At 28.9% G+C, this 20,337-nt stretch carries 18 protein-coding genes; 13 read left to right on the top strand and 5 right to left on the bottom strand.

The features are described 5' to 3' along the window. Positions 1–6: 6 nt before the first annotated feature. On the bottom strand, positions 7–891 hold the full coding sequence (locus ACN6I1_RS08795) for a helix-turn-helix domain-containing protein (protein WP_419741657.1): 885 nt from the start codon (positions 889–891) through the stop codon (positions 7–9). A gap of 211 nt (positions 892–1,102) precedes the next feature. Here ACN6I1_RS08795 and ACN6I1_RS08790 point away from each other — a divergent pair, with 211 nt between their 5' ends. The 6 genes from ACN6I1_RS08790 (at position 1,103) to proC (ending at position 8,638) form a co-directional block, all read left to right on the top strand. Further along, positions 1,103–2,350 (top strand): dicarboxylate/amino acid:cation symporter, encoded by a 1,248-nt coding sequence (locus ACN6I1_RS08790; RefSeq protein WP_419741656.1) that lies wholly within the window; start codon positions 1,103–1,105, stop codon positions 2,348–2,350. Between the two features lie 188 nt (positions 2,351–2,538). After that, on the top strand, positions 2,539–3,696 hold the full coding sequence (locus tag ACN6I1_RS08785; protein WP_419741655.1) for an MFS transporter: 1,158 nt from the start codon (positions 2,539–2,541) through the stop codon (positions 3,694–3,696). 150 nt (positions 3,697–3,846) lie between these two features. Further along, a complete protein-coding gene (locus ACN6I1_RS08780; protein WP_220796957.1) occupies positions 3,847–4,410 on the top strand; it encodes a helix-turn-helix domain-containing protein in 564 nt (187 codons plus the stop codon). 20 nt (positions 4,411–4,430) lie between these two features. Next, positions 4,431–5,342 carry a trans-4-hydroxy-L-proline dehydratase activase gene (locus ACN6I1_RS08775; protein WP_220796958.1) on the top strand — a complete coding sequence of 304 codons (912 nt, stop codon included), beginning with the start codon at positions 4,431–4,433 and terminating at the stop codon, positions 5,340–5,342. Positions 5,343–5,346: 4 nt separating this feature from the next. Continuing rightward, positions 5,347–7,716, top strand: a complete 2,370-nt coding sequence (gene hypD, locus ACN6I1_RS08770) for a trans-4-hydroxy-L-proline dehydratase (RefSeq protein WP_419741654.1) — start codon at positions 5,347–5,349, stop codon at positions 7,714–7,716. A gap of 115 nt (positions 7,717–7,831) precedes the next feature. After that, positions 7,832–8,638 carry a pyrroline-5-carboxylate reductase gene (gene proC, locus ACN6I1_RS08765; RefSeq protein ID WP_419741653.1) on the top strand — a complete coding sequence of 269 codons (807 nt, stop codon included), beginning with the start codon at positions 7,832–7,834 and terminating at the stop codon, positions 8,636–8,638. Between the two features lie 124 nt (positions 8,639–8,762). Here proC and ACN6I1_RS08760 read toward each other — a convergent pair whose 3' ends face one another. Together ACN6I1_RS08760 and ACN6I1_RS08755 are read right to left on the bottom strand one after the other, a co-directional pair. Further along, a complete protein-coding gene (locus tag ACN6I1_RS08760) occupies positions 8,763–9,143 on the bottom strand; it encodes a DUF4363 family protein (RefSeq protein ID WP_419741652.1) in 381 nt (126 codons plus the stop codon). An 18-nt stretch (positions 9,144–9,161) separates the two neighbouring features. Continuing rightward, positions 9,162–9,812, bottom strand: a complete 651-nt coding sequence (locus ACN6I1_RS08755) for a DUF421 domain-containing protein (RefSeq protein WP_419741651.1) — start codon at positions 9,810–9,812, stop codon at positions 9,162–9,164. Between the two features lie 192 nt (positions 9,813–10,004). On the opposite strand from ACN6I1_RS08755, the gene miaB reads away from it, so the two are divergent. From miaB to gltA, 3 genes are all read left to right on the top strand, one after another. Continuing rightward, the gene (gene miaB, locus ACN6I1_RS08750; RefSeq protein ID WP_035118451.1) at positions 10,005–11,438 is read left to right on the top strand and encodes a tRNA (N6-isopentenyl adenosine(37)-C2)-methylthiotransferase MiaB; all 1,434 of its coding nucleotides are present in this window, start codon (positions 10,005–10,007) and stop codon (positions 11,436–11,438) included. Between the two features lie 202 nt (positions 11,439–11,640). Continuing rightward, positions 11,641–12,531, top strand: a complete 891-nt coding sequence (locus tag ACN6I1_RS08745) for a sulfide/dihydroorotate dehydrogenase-like FAD/NAD-binding protein (protein WP_419741650.1) — start codon at positions 11,641–11,643, stop codon at positions 12,529–12,531. A gap of 2 nt (positions 12,532–12,533) precedes the next feature. After that, positions 12,534–13,934 (top strand): NADPH-dependent glutamate synthase, encoded by a 1,401-nt coding sequence (gene gltA, locus ACN6I1_RS08740; RefSeq protein ID WP_021431121.1) that lies wholly within the window; start codon positions 12,534–12,536, stop codon positions 13,932–13,934. 44 nt (positions 13,935–13,978) lie between these two features. Here the strand turns inward: gltA and ACN6I1_RS08735 are convergent, their stop codons facing one another. Further along, positions 13,979–14,587, bottom strand: coding sequence for an NUDIX hydrolase (locus ACN6I1_RS08735; RefSeq protein ID WP_419741649.1), 609 nt, complete (start codon positions 14,585–14,587; stop codon positions 13,979–13,981). A 215-nt stretch (positions 14,588–14,802) separates the two neighbouring features. On the opposite strand from ACN6I1_RS08735, the gene ACN6I1_RS08730 reads away from it, so the two are divergent. After that, positions 14,803–15,897 carry a hypothetical protein gene (locus ACN6I1_RS08730; RefSeq protein WP_419741648.1) on the top strand — a complete coding sequence of 365 codons (1,095 nt, stop codon included), beginning with the start codon at positions 14,803–14,805 and terminating at the stop codon, positions 15,895–15,897. 180 nt (positions 15,898–16,077) lie between these two features. Here the strand turns inward: ACN6I1_RS08730 and ACN6I1_RS08725 are convergent, their stop codons facing one another. After that, on the bottom strand, positions 16,078–16,683 hold the full coding sequence (locus ACN6I1_RS08725) for a peptidylprolyl isomerase (RefSeq protein WP_419741647.1): 606 nt from the start codon (positions 16,681–16,683) through the stop codon (positions 16,078–16,080). Between the two features lie 137 nt (positions 16,684–16,820). Here ACN6I1_RS08725 and rbr point away from each other — a divergent pair, with 137 nt between their 5' ends. The 3 genes from rbr to ACN6I1_RS08710 all read left to right on the top strand — a co-directional run bounded on the left by rbr (position 16,821) and on the right by ACN6I1_RS08710 (position 20,330). Next, on the top strand, positions 16,821–17,357 hold the full coding sequence (gene rbr, locus ACN6I1_RS08720) for a rubrerythrin (protein ID WP_419741646.1): 537 nt from the start codon (positions 16,821–16,823) through the stop codon (positions 17,355–17,357). A 27-nt stretch (positions 17,358–17,384) separates the two neighbouring features. Continuing rightward, positions 17,385–18,542, top strand: a complete 1,158-nt coding sequence (locus ACN6I1_RS08715; protein WP_419741645.1) for an amidohydrolase — start codon at positions 17,385–17,387, stop codon at positions 18,540–18,542. Between the two features lie 150 nt (positions 18,543–18,692). Further along, positions 18,693–20,330, top strand: a complete 1,638-nt coding sequence (locus tag ACN6I1_RS08710) for an ABC transporter substrate-binding protein (protein WP_419741644.1) — start codon at positions 18,693–18,695, stop codon at positions 20,328–20,330. Positions 20,331–20,337: the final 7 nt, after the last annotated feature.

Here is a 20,337-nt window from a genome sequence, read left to right as displayed (position 1 = left end):
GTTTTTTTATTCTATATCAAATGGATTTTTTTCGAATTCACTTATCCTATCTAAATAATGTTTAGGAGAAACTCCATAGGCTTTTTTAAAAGCTCTGACAAAACTTGAATAATCCTTAAATCCACATTCTATGCAAGCATCGCTCATAAGATATCCTTTTTTTATTAAGGACTTAGCATAAATAAGTCTTTTTTGAACTATATAGCTATGTAGAGAGCTTCCGGTTTGAGACTTAAATTTACGCATTAGATAATACTTGCTCATGAAAAATTTATTAGCTATAGTATCTATAGATAAATCTTTATTTAAATTATCATTTATATAACTAAAAATTTGTTGAATTGTTTCATCGTACTCAACATCTTCTGAAGTATCATCGCTTTTTAAAAATAGTCTATTAATTAAAACTAAAAATTGTATAAATAAAGAATTTTTAAGTATAATATGACCAAATTCATCAGAAGACTCAGCGGCTTTAATTTTAAATAAAATACTTTTTAAATTTTCTAAGTCATTTGGATTAAGTCTTAACAAGTTAGATTTATTTTTACTTGATATATTAAAACAAGTGAATAAATCATCTCCGTATATATTATGTTTTTCTATATATTCTGGATTTATCCATATAACTATACGTTCATAATATTTATTAGGATTTATAATAGGTTTATGTATTTCAGTATTATTTATAAATAAAATATCCCAAGGTTTTAATTTATATGATTTTCCTTCTACTAAATAATCTACATCACCAGAAATTAAAATTGTAATTTTATTAAAGTCATGGTGATGATAGTCAAACTTTATATCTCTCATATCCTTTATATGAAATATTTTAAAATTATCATCAAGATATCCAACCTTATCTATATTTTCTTTATTTATATCCATAAAAACAACCTCTCATATTCAAATAATAGTAATAACTTTAAAAATATTTACAATTTAATATACCGTAAATAATATAAATTGTAATCGTCTATATATAGTATAGCACTTTTTACAATGTATAGGGCATTTTACGCAATGTACATGGTAAAAAAATAATAATATAATAAAATTCATTGTGCATTAAAGCAATAGTATTAAAAGGAGAAGACAAATGAAAAACTTTTTGAAAAATTATAAATCATCATTAATATTACTAGGCGCAATATTAATCGGAGGAATTGTAGGTGTAGTTTTAGGACCTAAAGCTACCATGCTAAAGCCTTTTGGGGACTTATTTTTAAATTTATTATTTATGTCACTAGTGCCTCTTGTATTTTTCAGTGTTTCATCAGCAATAGCAAATATGAACACTATGAAAAGATTAGGGAAAATAATGGGTAATATTGTTATAGTATTTTTATCAACAGCATTAATAGCAGCATTAATAGGTATTTTAGGAGCTATAATTTTAAACCCAACTAAAGGATTAGATTCTAGCATGTTTACTTCTATAATAGGAAGTGGAGAAATCGTAGAAGCTGAAAAAGTTAGTTTTTTAGATCAAATTGTAAAAACTGTAACAGTTAATGATTTTAACATGTTGTTTTCAAAGTCAAATATGTTACAACTTATAGTATTTGCAGTACTATTTGGGCTTGCAACTGCAATGGCTGGAGAAAAGGCAAAAGGTATAGCAAAGTTTGTGGAAGAAGGATCAGAAGTTATTGGAAACATTATAAAAATAATAATGTATTATGCACCTATAGGTCTTGGATGTTACTTTGCATCTGTTATAGGTGAATTAGGGACTCAAATACTTTCGGGATATGTAACTGCATTTTTATTATATTTAGGAATAACTGTTATATATTACTTTGGATTCTATACAATATATGCTTATTTAGCTGGAGGAAAAGAAGGTATAAGTATTTTCTGGAAAAATGCAGTTGGTCCAACAGTTACAGCAGTGGCAACTTGCTCAAGTGCAGCATGTATACCGGTTAATTTAGTTTCTGCTAAAAATATGGGAGTACCAGATGATATAGCAGAAACAGTTGTACCACTAGGTGCTAATATCCATAAAGATGGATCTGTAATTGGAGGAGTATTAAAAATAACATTTTTAATGGGAATTTTCGGAATGGATATAACTAACCCATCTACCCTATTAAGTATATTAGTAGTTTCATTTTTAGTAGGTGCCGTTGTAGGTGCCATACCAGGTGGTGGAGTAATTGGAGAAATGTTAATACTAAGTGTATTTGGATTTTCACCAGAAATGCTACCTATAATTACTGTTTTAGGAACAGTTATAGATGCACCGGCAACACTATTAAACTCAGCAGGAAACACTGTGTGTGCTATGATGGTTGCTAGACTAGTTGAAGGTAAAGACTGGCTGACTTCTAAGTCTAACTAGAGGAAAGATCTGGATATAGATTTTCATCTGTATCTAGGTCTTTTTTACGCTTAAGCAATTTTATTTATTATTTGAGCGACATGAAGTAGTTCGCAGATGTAGTCGCTCAAGCAAAGCGAATTTTTCATCATTTTACTATAAAAATATGATATAATGGAGTGTATTTAACAGATTGAAGGGAGCAAGACATGACAAAATACTATTTATACTATGTACTTATATATGGTGGATTAGGAGCATTTATACCGTACATAGTTCCATACTTAGAAGGATCATTAAATCTATCTGCTACGCAAATAGGAATCATAACATCTATACCATCAATAATAGGGATATTGGTTGTTCCTCTTTGGGGTATTATAACTGATATAACTAAAAAAGATAAAAAAATACTTGGAATTTGTGTAGCTATAAATTGTTTAATAATGGGGATGTACTCAAGTGTAAAATTATTCCTTGTATTACTTATAGTAGCTACGTTAGCAGAGGCATTTAGATATGCAATATCACCTTTAGCTGATAATATAACTACAGATTATTGTAAACATAAAAATTTAAATTATGGAATTATAAGAAGCGGAGGATCTGTAGGTTTTGCGCTTATAAGTTTTTTAACAGGTCAACTTATAAAAGTAACATCTAATTCTAGAATTATATTTTTAGTATATATAATTTTATTTGTGGTTTCTTTAATAGTACTTCCGTTTTTAGATTCCAAAAAATATGATGAAGAAGAAAAGTTAAAAGGCTCAACGATGAAAGAAGATTTAAAAGAGCTTATAAGAGATAAATCATATTTATGGCTTTTAGCTATTGTTATATGTACAATAAGTATTAGTGAAGTAACTAATGCTTATCAAGGTTTATATTTAATTGATCTAGGCGCAAGTGAAGGTGATATAGGTATACTAGTCATATTTACAGCTTTACCTGAAATATTTTTTATGTCAAAAATTAATTCGCTAGTTTTAAAATATGGATATAAAAAAGTATTTAAAATAGGTATACTTACATTCTTAATAAGATGGATAACTTGCTTATTTGCAACTTCTCCAATGATATTTATACTTACGGCTCCACTTACAGCTTTAGCATTTTCAACAATGCTAGTATCATATATTGGATATATAAAAGATAAATTTTCTAGTGAAATTCAAGCTACAGCTTTAACATTAACATCAATGGCTATTGGGGTTTCTTCTGCATTAATCAAATTACCTGTTGGATTTGGAATAGATGTATTTGGATTAAAAACTATATATATACTATCGATAGTAATAACTTGCTTAGGGTTTATTGTTTGTAGTGTGAAGAAAGAGAGTAAAAATGAAAAAGCTATAGGTTAAATACCTATAGCTTTTATTATATTTAATTTTACATATGAAAAATTTCATATAACTAAAAAAAGTTAATTATATGTAAAAAATTGATAGACAAATTTATAACAATGTAGTATATTTAAATTGAGGAAATGGTTTTCGAAAGAGGGGTTAGATATGAATGAGCATATAGGAGCTAAGATAAAAAGCTTGAGAACACAAAGAAAAATGACATTAAAAGATTTAAGTGAAAAAACTAACTTATCTATTGGTTTTTTATCTCAGTTAGAGAGAGGATTAACTAGTATAGCAACAGACACATTGGGGAGTATTGCAGATGTATTTGAAGTTGAGTTATCTTATTTCTTTTTAAAGCCAAGAACTAAGAAAAGACCAATAATTAGAAGTTATGAAAAAGAAGTTTTTAATATATGTACATCTGGATGTATCCAGTACAATTTATCTAATGACTTAAAGGAAAAGTTTATGCTTCCTAGGTTTTTAGATATTCTTCCAAATAATACAGATGAAGATATACAGTCATATTCTCACGAGGGAGAAGAATTTGTATATGTATTAGAAGGAACTTTAACACTATTTTTAGATGGGGAACAACATGAATTATATCCTGGAGATAGTATACACTACAATTCTTCAAGAAATCACAATTGGGCTAATTATACAAATAAAATGGTAAGGATGATAGTTGTTGCAACTCCAAATCCTTTTAACAATAACTAAAACTATTTGAAGGTGATTAAATGAATAAGCCACTCATATTGAATATACAAAAATATAGTTTGCATGATGGGGATGGAATTAGAACTACAGTATTTTTTAAGGGGTGTCCTTTAGAATGTATCTGGTGTCATAATCCAGAAAGTCAGGATTACAAAAAAGAAGTTTTATATAATGAAGAAAAATGTTTAAAGTGTGGGACTTGTATAGAGAAATGCCCTAATGAAGCTATATATAAAGGTTTAGATGTAATTGAATTAGAAAAAGAAAAGTGCACATATTGTGAGACTTGTATAGATTTTTGCTTAAACAATGCAAGGGAAATAGTTGGGAAAACATATGAAATAAAAGATTTAGTAAAAGAATTAATAAAAGATATGGCGTTTTATGAAGAGTCAGGTGGAGGCGTTACTTTATCTGGAGGCGAAGTAATGACTCAGGATATAGAATATATAAAAAAACTAGTAATTTCATTGAAACAAAAAGGTATAGACGTAGCAATAGATACATGTGGACATTCAAAGTTTGATAACTATGAAGTTATATTGCCATTTGTGGATACATTTTTATACGATATAAAGTTAATAAGTGATGAAAAACATGAATTTTTTACTAAAAAATCAAATAAATTAATTCTAAATAATTTAAAGATGCTAAGTGAAAAAGGAGCAAATATAAACATAAGAATACCTTTAATAGAAGGTGTTAATGTAGATGATAACAATGAAGAAATTAAAAAAATAATAGATTTTATAAAGCCTTTAAACATTGCAAAAGTTAATATATTGCCATACCACAATATAGGAATGCACAAATACAAAAAGCTTTATATGCAGTATGAAGGAGAAAATTTAAAACGACCTTCAGACGAGAAATTAGAGGAAATAAAACAAATTTTCAAAGCAAATAATTTTGAAATAAAGATTGGGGGATAATCATATGGAAAGAGGAAGTTTTGAAAGAACTAAAAGACTTAGAAAGCAAAGTATAGAGACTCAACCTTTTATAACTATTGAAAGAGCTAGGCTTATGACAGAAGGATATAAAAAATATGAGGGAAGTGTTGAAATACCAGTACTTAGAGCTTTAGCATTTAAACACTATATGGAAAATAGAACTCTTTGTATAAATGATGGAGAACTTATAGTTGGAGAAAAAGGAGATTCGCCACAAAGTACACCTACTTATCCAGAATTATGCTGCCATACAATGGAAGATCTAGATATAATGGATAAACGAGATATTATATCTTTTAAAGTGAGTGATGATGTAAAGAAAATTCACGAAGATGAAATAATACCTTTTTGGAAAAATAGACAAATAAGACAAAAAATAGTTAATTCAATGGAACAAGAATGGTTAGATTGTTATGAAAATGGAGTGTTTACAGAGTTTATGGAACAAAGAGCTCCTGGGCATACAGTTTGTGGGGGAACAATATATAAAAAGGGATTTTTAGACTTAAAGAAGGAAATTGAAGTAGAAATAAGCAAACTAGATTTTGTTAACGATAAAGAAGCGTATGATAAAAAAGCTCAGTTAGAGGGAATGGCTATTGCTTGTGATGCTTTAATTATATATGGAAAACGTTATTCAGAATATGCTAAGCAATTAGCAGAGAAAGAAACTGATGAAGATAAGAAAAAAGATTTATTAACTATAGCTAAAAATTGTGAGGTAGTACCTGAAAATAAACCACAAACATTCCATCAAGCAGTTCAGATGTATTGGTTTGTTCACATAGGTGTTACTACGGAACTTAATATATGGGATGCATTTAGTCCAGGGAGATTTGATCAACATTTAAATCCTTTTTATGAAAACGATGTGGAAAATGATACATTAGATAGAGATATGGCTAAAGAAATTTTAGAATGCTTATGGATTAAATTTAACAATCAACCAGCACCTCCAAAAGTAGGGGTTACACTAAAAGAAAGTGGAACATACACTGACTTTGCAAATATAAATACAGGAGGAGTAACGGAAGATGGTAAAGATGGAGTTAATGATGTAAGTTATATTATTCTAGATGTAATGGATGAAATGAAATTATTACAACCTAGTTCAAATGTACAAATTAGTAAAAAAACTCCAAGTAAGTTCTTAAAAAGAGCATGTGAAATTTCTAGAAAAGGTTGGGGTCAGCCTGCATTTTATAACACAGAAGCAATAATTCAAGAGTTATTAGAAGCAGGTAAAACAATAGAAGATGCTAGATGTGGCGGAACTAGTGGTTGTGTAGAAACAGGATGTTATGGTAAGGAAGCATATATACTTACAGGTTATTTAAATTTACCTAAAATTCTTGAAATAACTTTAAATAATGGTATAGACCCTATGACAAATAAAAAGCTTGGGATAGAAACTGGTGATCCTAATAACTTTAAATCTTACGAAGAGTTATTTAATGCATTTAAGTCTCAATTAAATCACTTTGTAGAAATAAAGGTAAAAGGAAACAATGTAATTGAAAGAATATACTCAAAGCATATGCCAGCCCCACTTATGAGTGTTATAGTAGATGATTGTATAAAAACTGCAAAAGATTATAATGCAGGTGGAGCAAGATATAACACAAAATATATACAAGGTGTTGGGATAGGAACTATAACAGATAGTTTAACTTCTATAAAATACAATGTATTTGATAAGAAAAAGTTTAACATGAGCGAATTACTAGAAGCTTTAAAAAATAATTTTAATGGATATGAAGCTATATATAACATGGTAGTTAACAAAACCCCTAAATATGGTAATGACGATGACTATGCAGATAATTTAATGCAAGATGTATTTAATTCATTCTATAATGAAGTTACAGGAAGAAAGTCTCCTATGGGAGCTGAGTATAGAATAAATATGCTACCTACAACATGCCATGTTTACTTTGGAGAAGTTATGGGGGCTAGTGCTAATGGTAGATTAAGTCAAAAGCCATTATCTGAAGGTATATCTCCAGAAAAAGGTGGAGATACGAATGGACCTACTGCTGTTATTAAGTCTTGTTCTAAAATGGACCATTTAAAAACAGGAGGAACGCTTTTAAATCAAAGATTTGCTCCTGCTGTAGTACAAGGAGAAGAAGGGCTAGAAAATATGTCTAACTTAGTTAGAGCTTATTTCAATATGGATGGACACCACATACAATTTAATGTATTTGATAAAAATGTATTGTTAGCAGCACAAAAAAATCCAGATGAATATAAAGACTTAATAGTTAGAGTTGCTGGATATAGTGATCACTTTAATAATTTAAGCAGAGCTCTTCAAGATGAAATAATAGGAAGAACAGAGCAAAGCTTCTAATATATTTTAAAAAATATTTAAATAGGGTATGTTTTAAGATTTTTATATTCTTAAAGCAGACCCTATAACTATTTAAACAAAATGATAAATTTATAACACAAAAGGAGAGATATTTATGAACAAAAAAATAGGATTTATAGGGGCAGGTAACATGGCTAAGGCTATGATAGGAGGGATTGTTAAATCTAAACTAGTAGAAGCTAACAATGTATTTGCATCGGATTTAAATGAAGTAGCACTTGAAAATGCTAAAGATGAATATGGAATAAATACAACAAATGACTCTAAAGAAGTAGTAAAAAACAGTGATATAGTTATTGTAGCTGTAAAGCCAAATGTGTACGATCTAGTATTAGAAGGAGTTAAAGAATTAATAGACAATGAAAAAATAATTGTAACTATAGCAGCAGGTAAAACAATAGAATCAGTAGAAAATGTAATAGGTTCAGATAAGAAGGTTATTAGAACTATGCCTAATACTCCAGCTTTAGTAAATGAAGGAATGAGTGCTCTTTGTAAAAATAAAAATATAACTGATGAAGAACTAAATCTTGTAAAGAAAATATTTAGCTCATTTGGTAAGGCGGAAGTAGTAAATGAATACTTAATAGATGCAGTAATTGGGGCAAGTGGATCAGCACCTGCATATGTGTTTATGTTTATAGAAGCTATGGCTGATGCAGTAGTTGCTGCAGGAATGCCAAGAAATCAAGCGTATACATTTGTATCTCAGGCTGTTATGGGTTCTGCAAAAATGGTACTTGAAACAGGTAAACATCCAGGGGAATTAAAAGATATGGTATGTTCTCCAGGTGGAACTACTATAGAAGCAGTTAAAACTTTAGAAGCTGAAGGATTCAGAAACTCAGTTATAAAAGCAATTGATGATTGCATAGAAAAATCTAAAGAAATGAGTAAGTAAATAGTAAATATATATTAAAAAAGTAAAAATATTAAGGTGAATACATAAGTCTTGAACAAGAAGATTATATATTCACCTTTTTTTAGATATTAATTTAAACTCATAAAAAATTATATTGATTATTCTATAATATATGGTCAAGACTATGTTTTTCCGACTCAATTAACCTATGAAGAGAAATTTTTATTACATCTATTTGTTCTAAGCAAGTTGAAACGTCTTTTAAATAAATACCATCAGATAATATATTAAAAGCTAGTTCAATATCGCCTATATGACAATGGTTTAAAAATTTAAAAAACTGCTTGGATTCTTCTTTGAAGTCATCCTTTAAGTTATTAGTATACTCTTCACATTTTTCCCAGTCTTCACTCTTAACATACATTTCTAGTTTATCCATCTCATTAGTATATTTAAGAGAAAAATCCTCAGCTTTTACAGATATAAAAAGGCCAAATATAACTAAAGTAATAGTCCAAACTATAGTGAATACAATAGATTTCATATATCCACCTCCTAAAAATTATTTCTTCTGTATAAAGAAGTTATCTTTTTCATCTAATACACAAATTAACGTTTCTGATACTGAATCTATATTGTGTTTTTTTAGGATTGATAAAAGCCAATCTGAACTTTTATTTATACTCTTAAGATTTTGTTTGATTATTTCACCATCTAATATTAAGGGCAATGGGAGATGTTTAAAGTTTTCTGTAGGAACCTTTTCGTAACTAGGAGTAGGTACTATACTAAGATTACCATCAGTTTCAAGAATTGCGTAATAAACATCTTTTAAGTTGAAATAACCTTGTATTCGTAATTGTTCTAAAAGTTCATCCATAGATACTCTTTCTTCTTTTAAAGCTTTATAGTTAAGTCTTCCTTTATCTATTAAAATTGCAGGATTTCCATTTAACAAAAATCTAATACTTTTAAATTTTAGAGTTAAAAAAGATATTATAATTTGCATAAAAACTAAGCCAGTAAGAGATGCGATTCCATAAATTATAGGTATTTCATTGTTTTGCATAGGAATAGCGGCAACCTCTGCAATTAGAAGCGTTATAACCAAATCAAATGAATTCATTTCTGCAATTTCGCCTTTTCCCATAATTCTAAGACTTATTAATACCGCCATATAAAGAACTATACTTCTAATTAAAACTACAATCATAAGCTTCCATCCTTTATTTTTTATTATGTCTAATCTTAAAATAGACACATACTATTATTTGTATTTATAAAAAATATATACAAGCAAATGTCAAATGCATCTTTAAAATGAAGTATAAATTTGGTATAATTAATTTTAAATTCAAAAATTAGACAGCAAAATGTCATCGAAGTAATTTAAGGAGGGCTAGTTGTGGCTAAAAGAAAACAAGTACACGTTCCTATAGAAAAAATTCAAGAGCAAGATAGATTTATAGAAGCTATAGCTGAAACGACAAATAGATATTATGCGATACATGGAAGAAAACCTAGATATATGATACAAACTTTTGGGTGTCAAATGAATGAACATGACTCTGAAAAATTATGTGCAATGTTAGATAATATGGGATATATTCAAGGTTTAACAGCTGCAGAATGTGATTTAGTTATATACAACACTTGTGCAGTAAGAGAAAATGCTGAGTTAAAAGTATATGGAAACTTAGGGCAGTTAAAGTTTTTAAAAAGAAAGAATCCAGATTTAAAAATAGCTGTGTGTGGATGTATGATGCAACAAAGTCATGTTGTTGAAGAAATAAAAACTAAATATAAGCATGTTGATTTAGTTTTTGGGACACATAACTTATACAAATTCCCTGAATTATTAGCTAAATCTATGGATACTGAAAAAACTTTAATAGATGTTTGGGATGTAGATGGAGAAGTTGTAGAAGGGCTTAGAAGCAATAGAAAGTTTGAGCTTAAAGCATTTGTAAACATAATGTATGGATGTAACAATTTCTGTACTTATTGCATAGTTCCTTACACAAGAGGTAGAGAAAGAAGTAGAACTCCAGAGGATATAATAAATGAAATAAAAGAATTAGTTGCTAATGGAACAAAAGAAATAACTTTACTTGGTCAAAATGTTGATTCTTATGGAAAAACTTTAGAAAATCCAATTAGATTTGATGAGCTTTTAAGAATGGTAAATGAAATAGAAGGAATAGAAAGAATAAGATTTATGACATCTCACCCTAAAGATATATCAGATGAAGTTATATATGCTATTAGAGATTGTGATAAAGTTTGTGAATTCTTACACTTACCAGTTCAATGTGGAAGTTCTAGATTACTTAAGATAATGAATAGACACTACACTAAGGAGTATTACTTAGAGATAATAGAAAAAGCTAAAAAGGAAGTGCCAGATATAGCATTTTCTACAGACCTAATGATAGGATTCCCTGGCGAAACAGAAGAAGATGTAGAGGATACTATAGATGTTGTAAGAAAAGTTAGGTATGATTCAGCATTTACATTTATATACTCTAAGAGACAAGGAACTCCTGCTGCTAAAATGGAAAATCAAATTCCTGAAGAAATAAAACATGAAAGATTTAATAAAGTTTTAGCAGAAGTAAATAATGTATGTGCAGAAATAAATAAATCATACGAAGGAAAAGTAGTTGAAGTTTTAGTTGAGGGAAAAAGTAAAACAGACGAAAATAAATTTACAGGAAGAACTAGACAGAATAAATTAGTTAATTTTGAATCTGATGTACAAGACATCGTAGGAACTCTTGTTAATGTTAAGATATTAGACTCAAGAACATTCTCATTAAACGGAGTAATACAAAAATAGGAAAATATTTTCAAAAAACAACCACAAAGGTTGTTTTTTTTTGTATAATATAAATGTAATATATAATATTAAATTATTGATTTTAAATATATAGCCTATAAGTTTGATTAAAAAATTATACTTATAAGGGGAAACTTGAACTTCAAGTTGGCTAATATTTAAAATTAAAATATAAACTATTTGGCAGAATGGAGATAGAGATATGGGAAACAAAATTGTAAAAAAGAAACAGCTAACAGATAGTATTTATTTAATGGACATAGAAGCTCCAAGAGTAGCTAAAGCTTCTAATCCAGGTCAATTTATCATTATAAAAAATGATGAAAAAGGGGAAAGAATACCTCTTACAATAGCTGATTATAATAATGAAGAAGGTACTGTAAGTATAGTGTTCCAAACAGTTGGAGCTAGTACTAAACAACTTGAAACTTTTGAAGAAGGCGATTACGTAGCTGACTTCGTTGGGCCACTAGGAATGCCTAGTGAGTTTGTCGAAGAAGATATAAATGAATTAAGAAATAAAAAAATAATATTTGTAGCTGGTGGAGTTGGAGCAGCTCCTGTATATCCTCAAGTTAAATGGCTTAAGGAAAACGGTATAGATGCAGATGTTATAGTTGGATCTAGAACAAAAGATCTTTTAATATTTGAAGATGAGATGAAAAAAGTTGCCGGAAACCTTTATGTATGTACAGATGATGGTACATATGGATTTAACGGTAGAGTTACTGACTGTTTAAAAGACTTAGTTGAAAATCAAGGTAAAAAATATGATCAAGCAGTAGTTATAGGGCCTATGATAATGATGAAGTTTATGTGTATGCTAACTAAAGAGTTAAATATACCTACAACTGTAAGTTTAAACCCTATAATGGTAGATGGAACAGGTATGTGTGGAGCATGTAGAGTTAATGTTGGCGGAGAAATTAAATTTGCATGTGTAGATGGACCTGAATTTGATGGACATTTAGTTAATTTTGATGAGTCTATGAGAAGACAAGCTATGTACAAAACAGAAGAAGGTAGAGCTACGTTAAAAATAGAAGAAGGGGATACGCATCATCATGGCGGATGCGGATGTGGAGGTAATTAATCATGAGTAAAGTTAAAATACCTGTTAGACAACAAGAAGCTGAAGTTAGAGTTACAAACTTTGAAGAAGTTTGTTTAGGATATAATAAAGAAGAAGCAATGAAAGAGGCAAGTAGATGCTTAGAATGTAAAAAACCTAAGTGTGTATCAGGATGTCCTGTTGAAGTAAATATACCAGGATTTATTGGAAAATTAAAAGAAGGGGATATTGAAGGAGCTGCTAAGGTTATAGCAAAAGATAGCTCACTTCCAGCAGTTTGTGGAAGAGTTTGCCCTCAAGAAAATCAATGTGAAGGATTATGTGTGTTAGGAATTAAATCAGATGCTGTTTCAATAGGTAAATTAGAAAAATTTGTTGCTGATTACTCTAGAGAACAAAATTTTGATTTAGCAAAAACAGAAGAGCCTAACAATAGAAAGGTAGCTGTTATAGGTAGTGGACCTGCAGGACTTGCTTGCGCTGGTGATTTAGCTAAAATGGGATATGATGTAACTATATTTGAAGCTATGCATGAACCAGGAGGCGTTTTAACTTACGGAATACCAGAATTTAGATTACCTAAAGATGGTGTTGTTAAACCTGAGATAGAAAATATTAAAAGCTTAGGCGTTAAAATAGAAACTAATGTTATAATAGGTAGAACTATAACAATAGATGAGTTACTAAATGAAGAAGGATTTGAGGCTGTATTTGTAGGATCAGGAGCAGGACTTCCTAAGTTCATGGGAATACCAGGGGAAAATGCGAATGGTGTTTGTTCTGCAAATGAATTCTTAACAAGAGTTAACTTAATGAAGGCATACAAAGAAGATTATATGACACCTGTAAGAAGTGGTAAAAGTGTTGCTGTTATAGGTGGAGGAAATGTTGCGATGGATGCTGCGAGAACTGCGGCTAGATTAGGATCTAAAACTCATATAGTTTATAGAAGAAGTGAAGCAGAACTTCCTGCTAGATTAGAAGAAGTACACCATGCTAAAGAAGAAGGTGTAATATTTGATACTTTAACAAACCCAACTGAGATATTAGTTGATGAAAAAGGTGAAGTTAAAGGTATGGTATGTGTAAAAATGGAGCTAGGAGAACCTGATGCATCAGGAAGAAGAAGACCTAAAGTTATAGAAAATTCAGATTTTATAATGGAAGTAGATACAGTTATAATGGCACTTGGAACATCTCCAAACCCACTTATAACATCAACTACAAAAGGATTAGATATAAATAAATGGGAATGTATAGTAGCTGATGATAACGGAGTAACTTCTAGAGAAGGTGTTTTTGCTGGAGGAGATGCAGTTACAGGAGCTGCAACAGTTATATCTGCTATGGGAGCTGGTAGAAAAGCAGCAAAAGCTATAAATGAATATTTAAAAAATAAAGAAGTAAATGCTTGTACTTTATAATAATAAAGGACTCCATATTATATGGAGTCCTTTTTAGTTAAAATTTATTTAATTAAATTAAGAAAGTTTTCAAGTATTTTACCTGTTATACCCCAGATAACATAATCATTATATTTATAGAATAAAGAGTCATAATTTCCTGATTTGAACTTATAATTTTCTTTGTTAGGTATTAAGTCATAGGGAAAATTTTTATTAGGAACTACTCTAACTTCATTTTTATATCGTAAAGGCTCATTTTCTAATAAATGAGATAAAGGAACTAAAAAAATATGGTCTACTTCATCTATGTTTGGATTTAGACTTTCTAAGTCGTGTATGAATCCAACAAAAGTATGTATTATTATATCTGAAGGACTTAAAAATAAATCAAGTTCGCTTACTATTTCTATATTGCTATCAATGGTACCTAGTTCTTCGCAAGTTTCTCTTATACAAGCAGTAATTGGAGTTTCATTTTTTTCAATCATACCTCCAGGAAAAGATATTTCATTTGGTTGAGACCTTAATGTCTTTGACCTAACTTCAAATAGTATAAAGTCCTCATTATTTTTTCTTACTATAGGAATTAAAACAGAAGCTTTTTTCATATTTTGATGACCATTTATATATGGTTTATAATCTTTTAATAATTCTTTTAAATTGCTATTCATTGCAAAAACCTCAACTCTCAGTTTTGATATATTAATATTATACTAGTCTAAGATAAATAATACACATAAAATATATTAAAAAAATATAAATTTTTACAAAAAATATATTTGGAATAAATACATAATTGGAAATGAACAATAATTAAAATAATATGACTAACTAAGAATTTTATGTATAATAATACTTAGGACAATATATAGTAAGGAGAAATAAGATGACAGAAGGTAGTAACGCAAAATTAATAGAAAAAATAATAGTAGAAAAAGATTTGAAATTATGTTTAAAAGATGAAAATAACTATATAGAGATACCTAAAGATATTATACATAATGATGAAATGGATATTTGTGATATAAATGATTTTATAAGGATATCACAAAATATAGAGAAACTTAAAGATAATATTATTAAATTGTTATTTGAAAAAGAAAGTTACGTGAGTATTCATTCCATAGGAACTTTATTATTAAATATAAAATCAGAAGAAAAGATAGAAGATTTTCAAAAATATATTGATATAGATATCAACAGTTTAGAAGAAAAATTTAAATCATTGTCAGCGTATTTTGATATAAGTATAGATGATATTTATGAATTAAAAGAAGCTGCAAAATTAGATTATATAAACAATTCTCAAAATGAAAATGAAGTTTTAGACAAATCATATGTAGATAATATATTATACAAAGTTAAAAACTCTAGAATGTACAGTCTTATAAAAAGGTCAAGATATGGATCTATATCTAAAGAATATAATACGCTAGATTTAAGTGGAATCACAGATTTAAATGACGAAGAAATAGGCGGAGAATATAGCCCTATTTTAGTTATATACAAACCAGCTAAATATATAAGAGGAGAGTATATACTAGATGATTTAAATTATGTATACATAAAAAGACAACCATTAAATGCACTTATAAACCAAGAAAAATTAAATGAAAAAGGCAGAGATGGAATGGGTGCAATAACATACATAAAACTTAATCATGATTTGACAAATGAGAACTTGCAGGAAATATTATCTGAATTATATGTAGATGGTCAAAAAAATAATATGTCATTTGAAAACATAAGACTTGCAGATATAAATTGTAATAAATTATGGCTAACAGCGGACAGGTTAAAAAAAGAGTTTAAAGAACTAAGATACTACAACAAAAATTTAACGCAAAAAATAAAAGATATATATGATTCTACAGGAGCTTACTATACACAAATAAGTGGTAAGTACATATTTAACACTAGAGAGTTTTTAAACTGTTACAAAACTTATAAAAATAAAGATATAGCATTAAATAAAAAATAAGTAGCTAATGCTACTTATTTTTGCGCTTAAATAAACTATACTTATCAACTAATTGATTATAAAACATTAAGTTAGATAAAAATATTCTGCCTTGAGCGTAAAAATTTTTTTGAGCAACGGACAAAGTCGTTGGCGACATGAAGTGGTTCGCAGACGTAGTCGCTCAAGCAAAGCGAATTTTTATACCACTTTATAGCCTATTTTTTTACGTTCCTCCATAGTAGCATTCCATTTTGATAAAGTTTCTTCTTTAGATAAGCCTAAAAGTTTAGTTGGTTCATCGTATTTAACTCCAAATGTTTCTACAGTAATATTTTCAATATATATTTTTTCAACAGCTCTATGTAAGAAAACCTCTAACTCAGTTTCAACTCTACTTATTCTATCAACCTCGTCCATTCCATCTACAACTCTTCCAAAGGAAGCAAAATTTTTATCAAGTTGAGGAGTGTCTTTAGTAACTATAAAAAAATGGCAACTTTCTGTATTATGCTCAAATCTACCGTAACCAAGAGTTCCTCTAGTGAATTTTAAGTTATTATCCACTCCATTAGATAAACATTCACTTTTTATACTATATCCTAAAACTCCTGTACCATTATTTTCTGGGCAACCACCTTGAATTAACTTATCATTTTCTACTCTCCAAAATGCTGTATTATTATAAAACCCCTTATGTATAAGACTTATAAAGTTTTTTACAGATTCAGGAGCTTTATTTGGAAAAAGTTCTATTTTTATAGATTTTCCATCTTTTATTTTCATAGTAACAATTGGATTTTTCATATAAATTACCACCTTAAAATTAATATTATATAAATTATATCATACAGAAAGAAAAAGGTTTTCTTTTTTAGTAATAATATCATTGAAATCTTAATATTAAAGATAATAAGCACTACTTAATATTAAGGAGGAGAATTATGGATTTAAAAGATAGCAAAACTGTAAAAAATCTAATGGTAGCATTTGCTGGAGAGTCTCAGGCTACAGCTAAATATAATTACTATGCAAATCAAGCAAAAAAAGAAGGATATAATAAGATAGCTCAATACTTTGAAGAAACTGCAAATAATGAGATGGCACATGCAAAAATATGGTTTAAATTAATTAATAATGGAATACACTCTACGAAAAATAATTTAATTGACTCAGCTGAAGGAGAAAATTACGAATGGACAGATATGTATCATAAATTTGCAAAAGAAGCTCAAGAAGAAGGATTTGATGATATAGCATATCTTTTTAAGTCTGTTGGTAAAATTGAAAAACAGCATGAGGAAAGATATTTAGATCTTATAAAAAACTTAGATGATAATAGTGTATTTAAGAAGGAAGAAGAAGTTACATGGAGATGTATGAATTGTGGACATATTCATAATGGGAAAAAAGCATTAGAAATATGTCCTGTATGTTCACATCCAAAATCTTTTTTCGAAATTAAATGTGATTGCATATAAAACTAAAACTATAATTTGGAGGATTCAATGATTTTAATAAAAAATGGGAAAATTATAACTATGACCGGAGAAAATTATGAAAATGGATGTGTACTTATAGATGATGGGAAAATAATAAATGTTGATAAATATATAAATGAATTAGATATTATGGAAGTTGTAGATGCCCAAGGTGGATGGGTGATGCCAGGAATTATAGAAGCTCATTGCCACATAGGATTAAGTGAAGAAGGTATAAGATTTGAAGGTGACGATATAAATGAAGCAACAACACCGCTTACAGCACATTTAAGAGCAATAGATGCAATAAATCCTTTAGATGAGGCATTTAAGGATGCTATAGAAGGTGGAATAACCTCTGTTATGACAGGCCAAGGAAGTGCTAATGTATGTGGGGGTAAATTTGCTTTTATAAAAACGAGTGGAACATCGATAGACGATATGATTGTAAAAGAGGACGCAGCTATGAAAGTTGCATTTGGTGAAAATCCTAAAAGGGTGTACTCATCGAAAAGTATATCTCCATCCACAAGAATGGCTACGGCTGCAATTTTAAGAGAAGCTTTAACTAATGCTTTGAATTATAAAAACAAGAAAGAAATAGCTAAACAGAAAGGTGAACATTTTGATATTGATTTAAAACAAGAATGTTTTATTGATGTTTTAAATAAGAAAATACCATTAAAAGCTCATGCTCACAGAGCAGATGATATACTTACAGCCATTAGGATTGCAAAAGAGTTTGATTTAGATATGACATTAGATCATTGTACAGAAGGACATCTTATTGCACAATACATAAAAAATTCCGGTTTTAGTGCGATTGTTGGGCCTAGCTTAACTAATAAAAGTAAAGTAGAACTTAAAAATAGAACATTTGAAACAGCTGGAAAATTAAACAAAAATGGAGTTCAAGTTGCAATAACAACAGATCATCCAGTGATACCTATTCAGTACTTGCCAATATGTGCAGGATTTGCAGCTAAGAAAGGATTAGGAATAGATGAAGCGCTTAAAGCTATAACTATAAATGCGGCTAAAATTTGTGGAGTTGACGATCGATTAGGAAGTCTTGAAGCTGGAAAAGATGCAGATATAGCTATATTTACAGGGAACCCTATGGAAATATTTACCGAAACTTTATACACCATAATAGATGGAAATGTAGTTTACTCTAAAAATTAATTAAAATAAAAAAGAAAGTGAAGGGTAAAACTATTCACTTTCTTTTTTATTTTAATTTAAAGATGGATTATATTGAAAGAAAATGGTGATTAAAATTATGTAACTAATAGCTTATTTGTTAATAAAATATATTAAACTGGAGGGATTTAGATGATATTAAAAAAATATGTATCGACAATGACACTGATTACATTAATGAGTACATCAATCTTAGCAGGATGTAGCAGTCAAGAAAAGGATAAAGTTATAAATTCTAGTGAATTATTGAAAAATAAAGATGCAAGACTTGCAATATCTATGGCGGTTGATAAAAGTGAAATAACTAGTGTAATTTTGAACAATGGATCAAACCCAGTAAATTATTATACACCAGAGGGGTTAGCTATAAATGATGAAGGTAAAGATTATAGAGAAATCGCTGGTAATATGGGAAGTGGATATGATTTGAAAGAAGCAAAAGAACATTGGGAAAAAGCAAAGAAGGAATTGAATTTTGATAAAGTTACAATAGAAGTTTTAACATCAGACGTTGAAAGTAGTAAGAGAGTAGGAGAATTTTTTCAAAGTCAATTACAAAAAAATCTAGATGGAATGACAGTAGAGATAAAGCAAGTCCCATTTAAGCAAAAGCAACAATTAGAAGCACAAGGAGATTATGATTTAGTTTATAGCTCTTGGGTTGCTGATTATCCAGATCCATTAACATTTTTAGAGACGTTTACTACTACTGGAAAATTTGGAGTAAATAGTGGATATGATAGTAAAGAATATAATTCTTTGATAGAAGAAGGAAAAACTTCAACAAATATTAACGATAGTTGGAAAAAATATTCTAAAGCAGAAGAACTTTTATTGAGTGATGCATTTATAATGCCTCTTTTTCAAAGTAGTAGTGCTTATATACAAAAACCTTATGTAGATGGAATAACTATAATTCCATACGGAGCAAAATACGCTTATAAGTGGGCAAGTGCAGAAGGAAAAAATGAATTAAATTTAACAAGTACTTCAGATATACCTTCTTTAGATATGAGTAGATCTACAGATTCATTATCATTTAGTGCTGCAAATAATGTTATGGAAGGCCTTGTAAGGGTAGACAATGATGGTAAGGTAGTTGAAGGTATTGCTAAGAGTTGGGAAGCATCAGAAGATAAGAAAACTTGGACTTTTAATTTAAGAGAAGACTCTAAGTGGAGCAATGGAGATAAAGTAACTGCTAATGACTTTGAATATGCTTTTAAAAGAACCTTAAATCCAGAAACTGCGTCTCAATATGGATTTATAATGTATGATATTATTGGAGCTCAAGATTACAATATAGGAAAAAATAAAGAAGCTAAAGGCGTAGGTGTTAAAGCATTAGATGATTATACCTTAGAAATAAAACTTAATAGACCTGTTAGTTATTTTGACAGGTTGATGGCATTTCCAGTATTTTTCCCACAAAATGAAAAGTTTGTAGAAAATCAAGGGGATAAATATGGAACAACTAAAGAATCTACATTATATAATGGCCCATTTACTTTAACTAAATGGAAATTAGATGATGTTTATATAATGAATAAAAATCAAAATTACTGGGATAAAAATAGTGTTAAATTAGAGTCTGTAAACACGAAAATTGTAAAAGAAGGATCAGCTGATATAAATTTATATGAAAATGGAGATATTGACTTCGTAGGAATAACAAATGAATTTATTGATAAATATAAAGATACGGATGAGTTTAGTACTAGTAAAAATGCAACAACATTTTTTATGCTTATAAATGGAAATAAAGAATAAAAGCAAA

Origin of the sequence: Paraclostridium dentum (assembly GCF_048568265.1) — a bacterium.
Classification (GTDB): Bacteria; Bacillota; Clostridia; order Peptostreptococcales; family Peptostreptococcaceae; genus Paraclostridium; species Paraclostridium dentum.
This window is presented reverse-complemented; position numbering and strand designations above follow the sequence as displayed.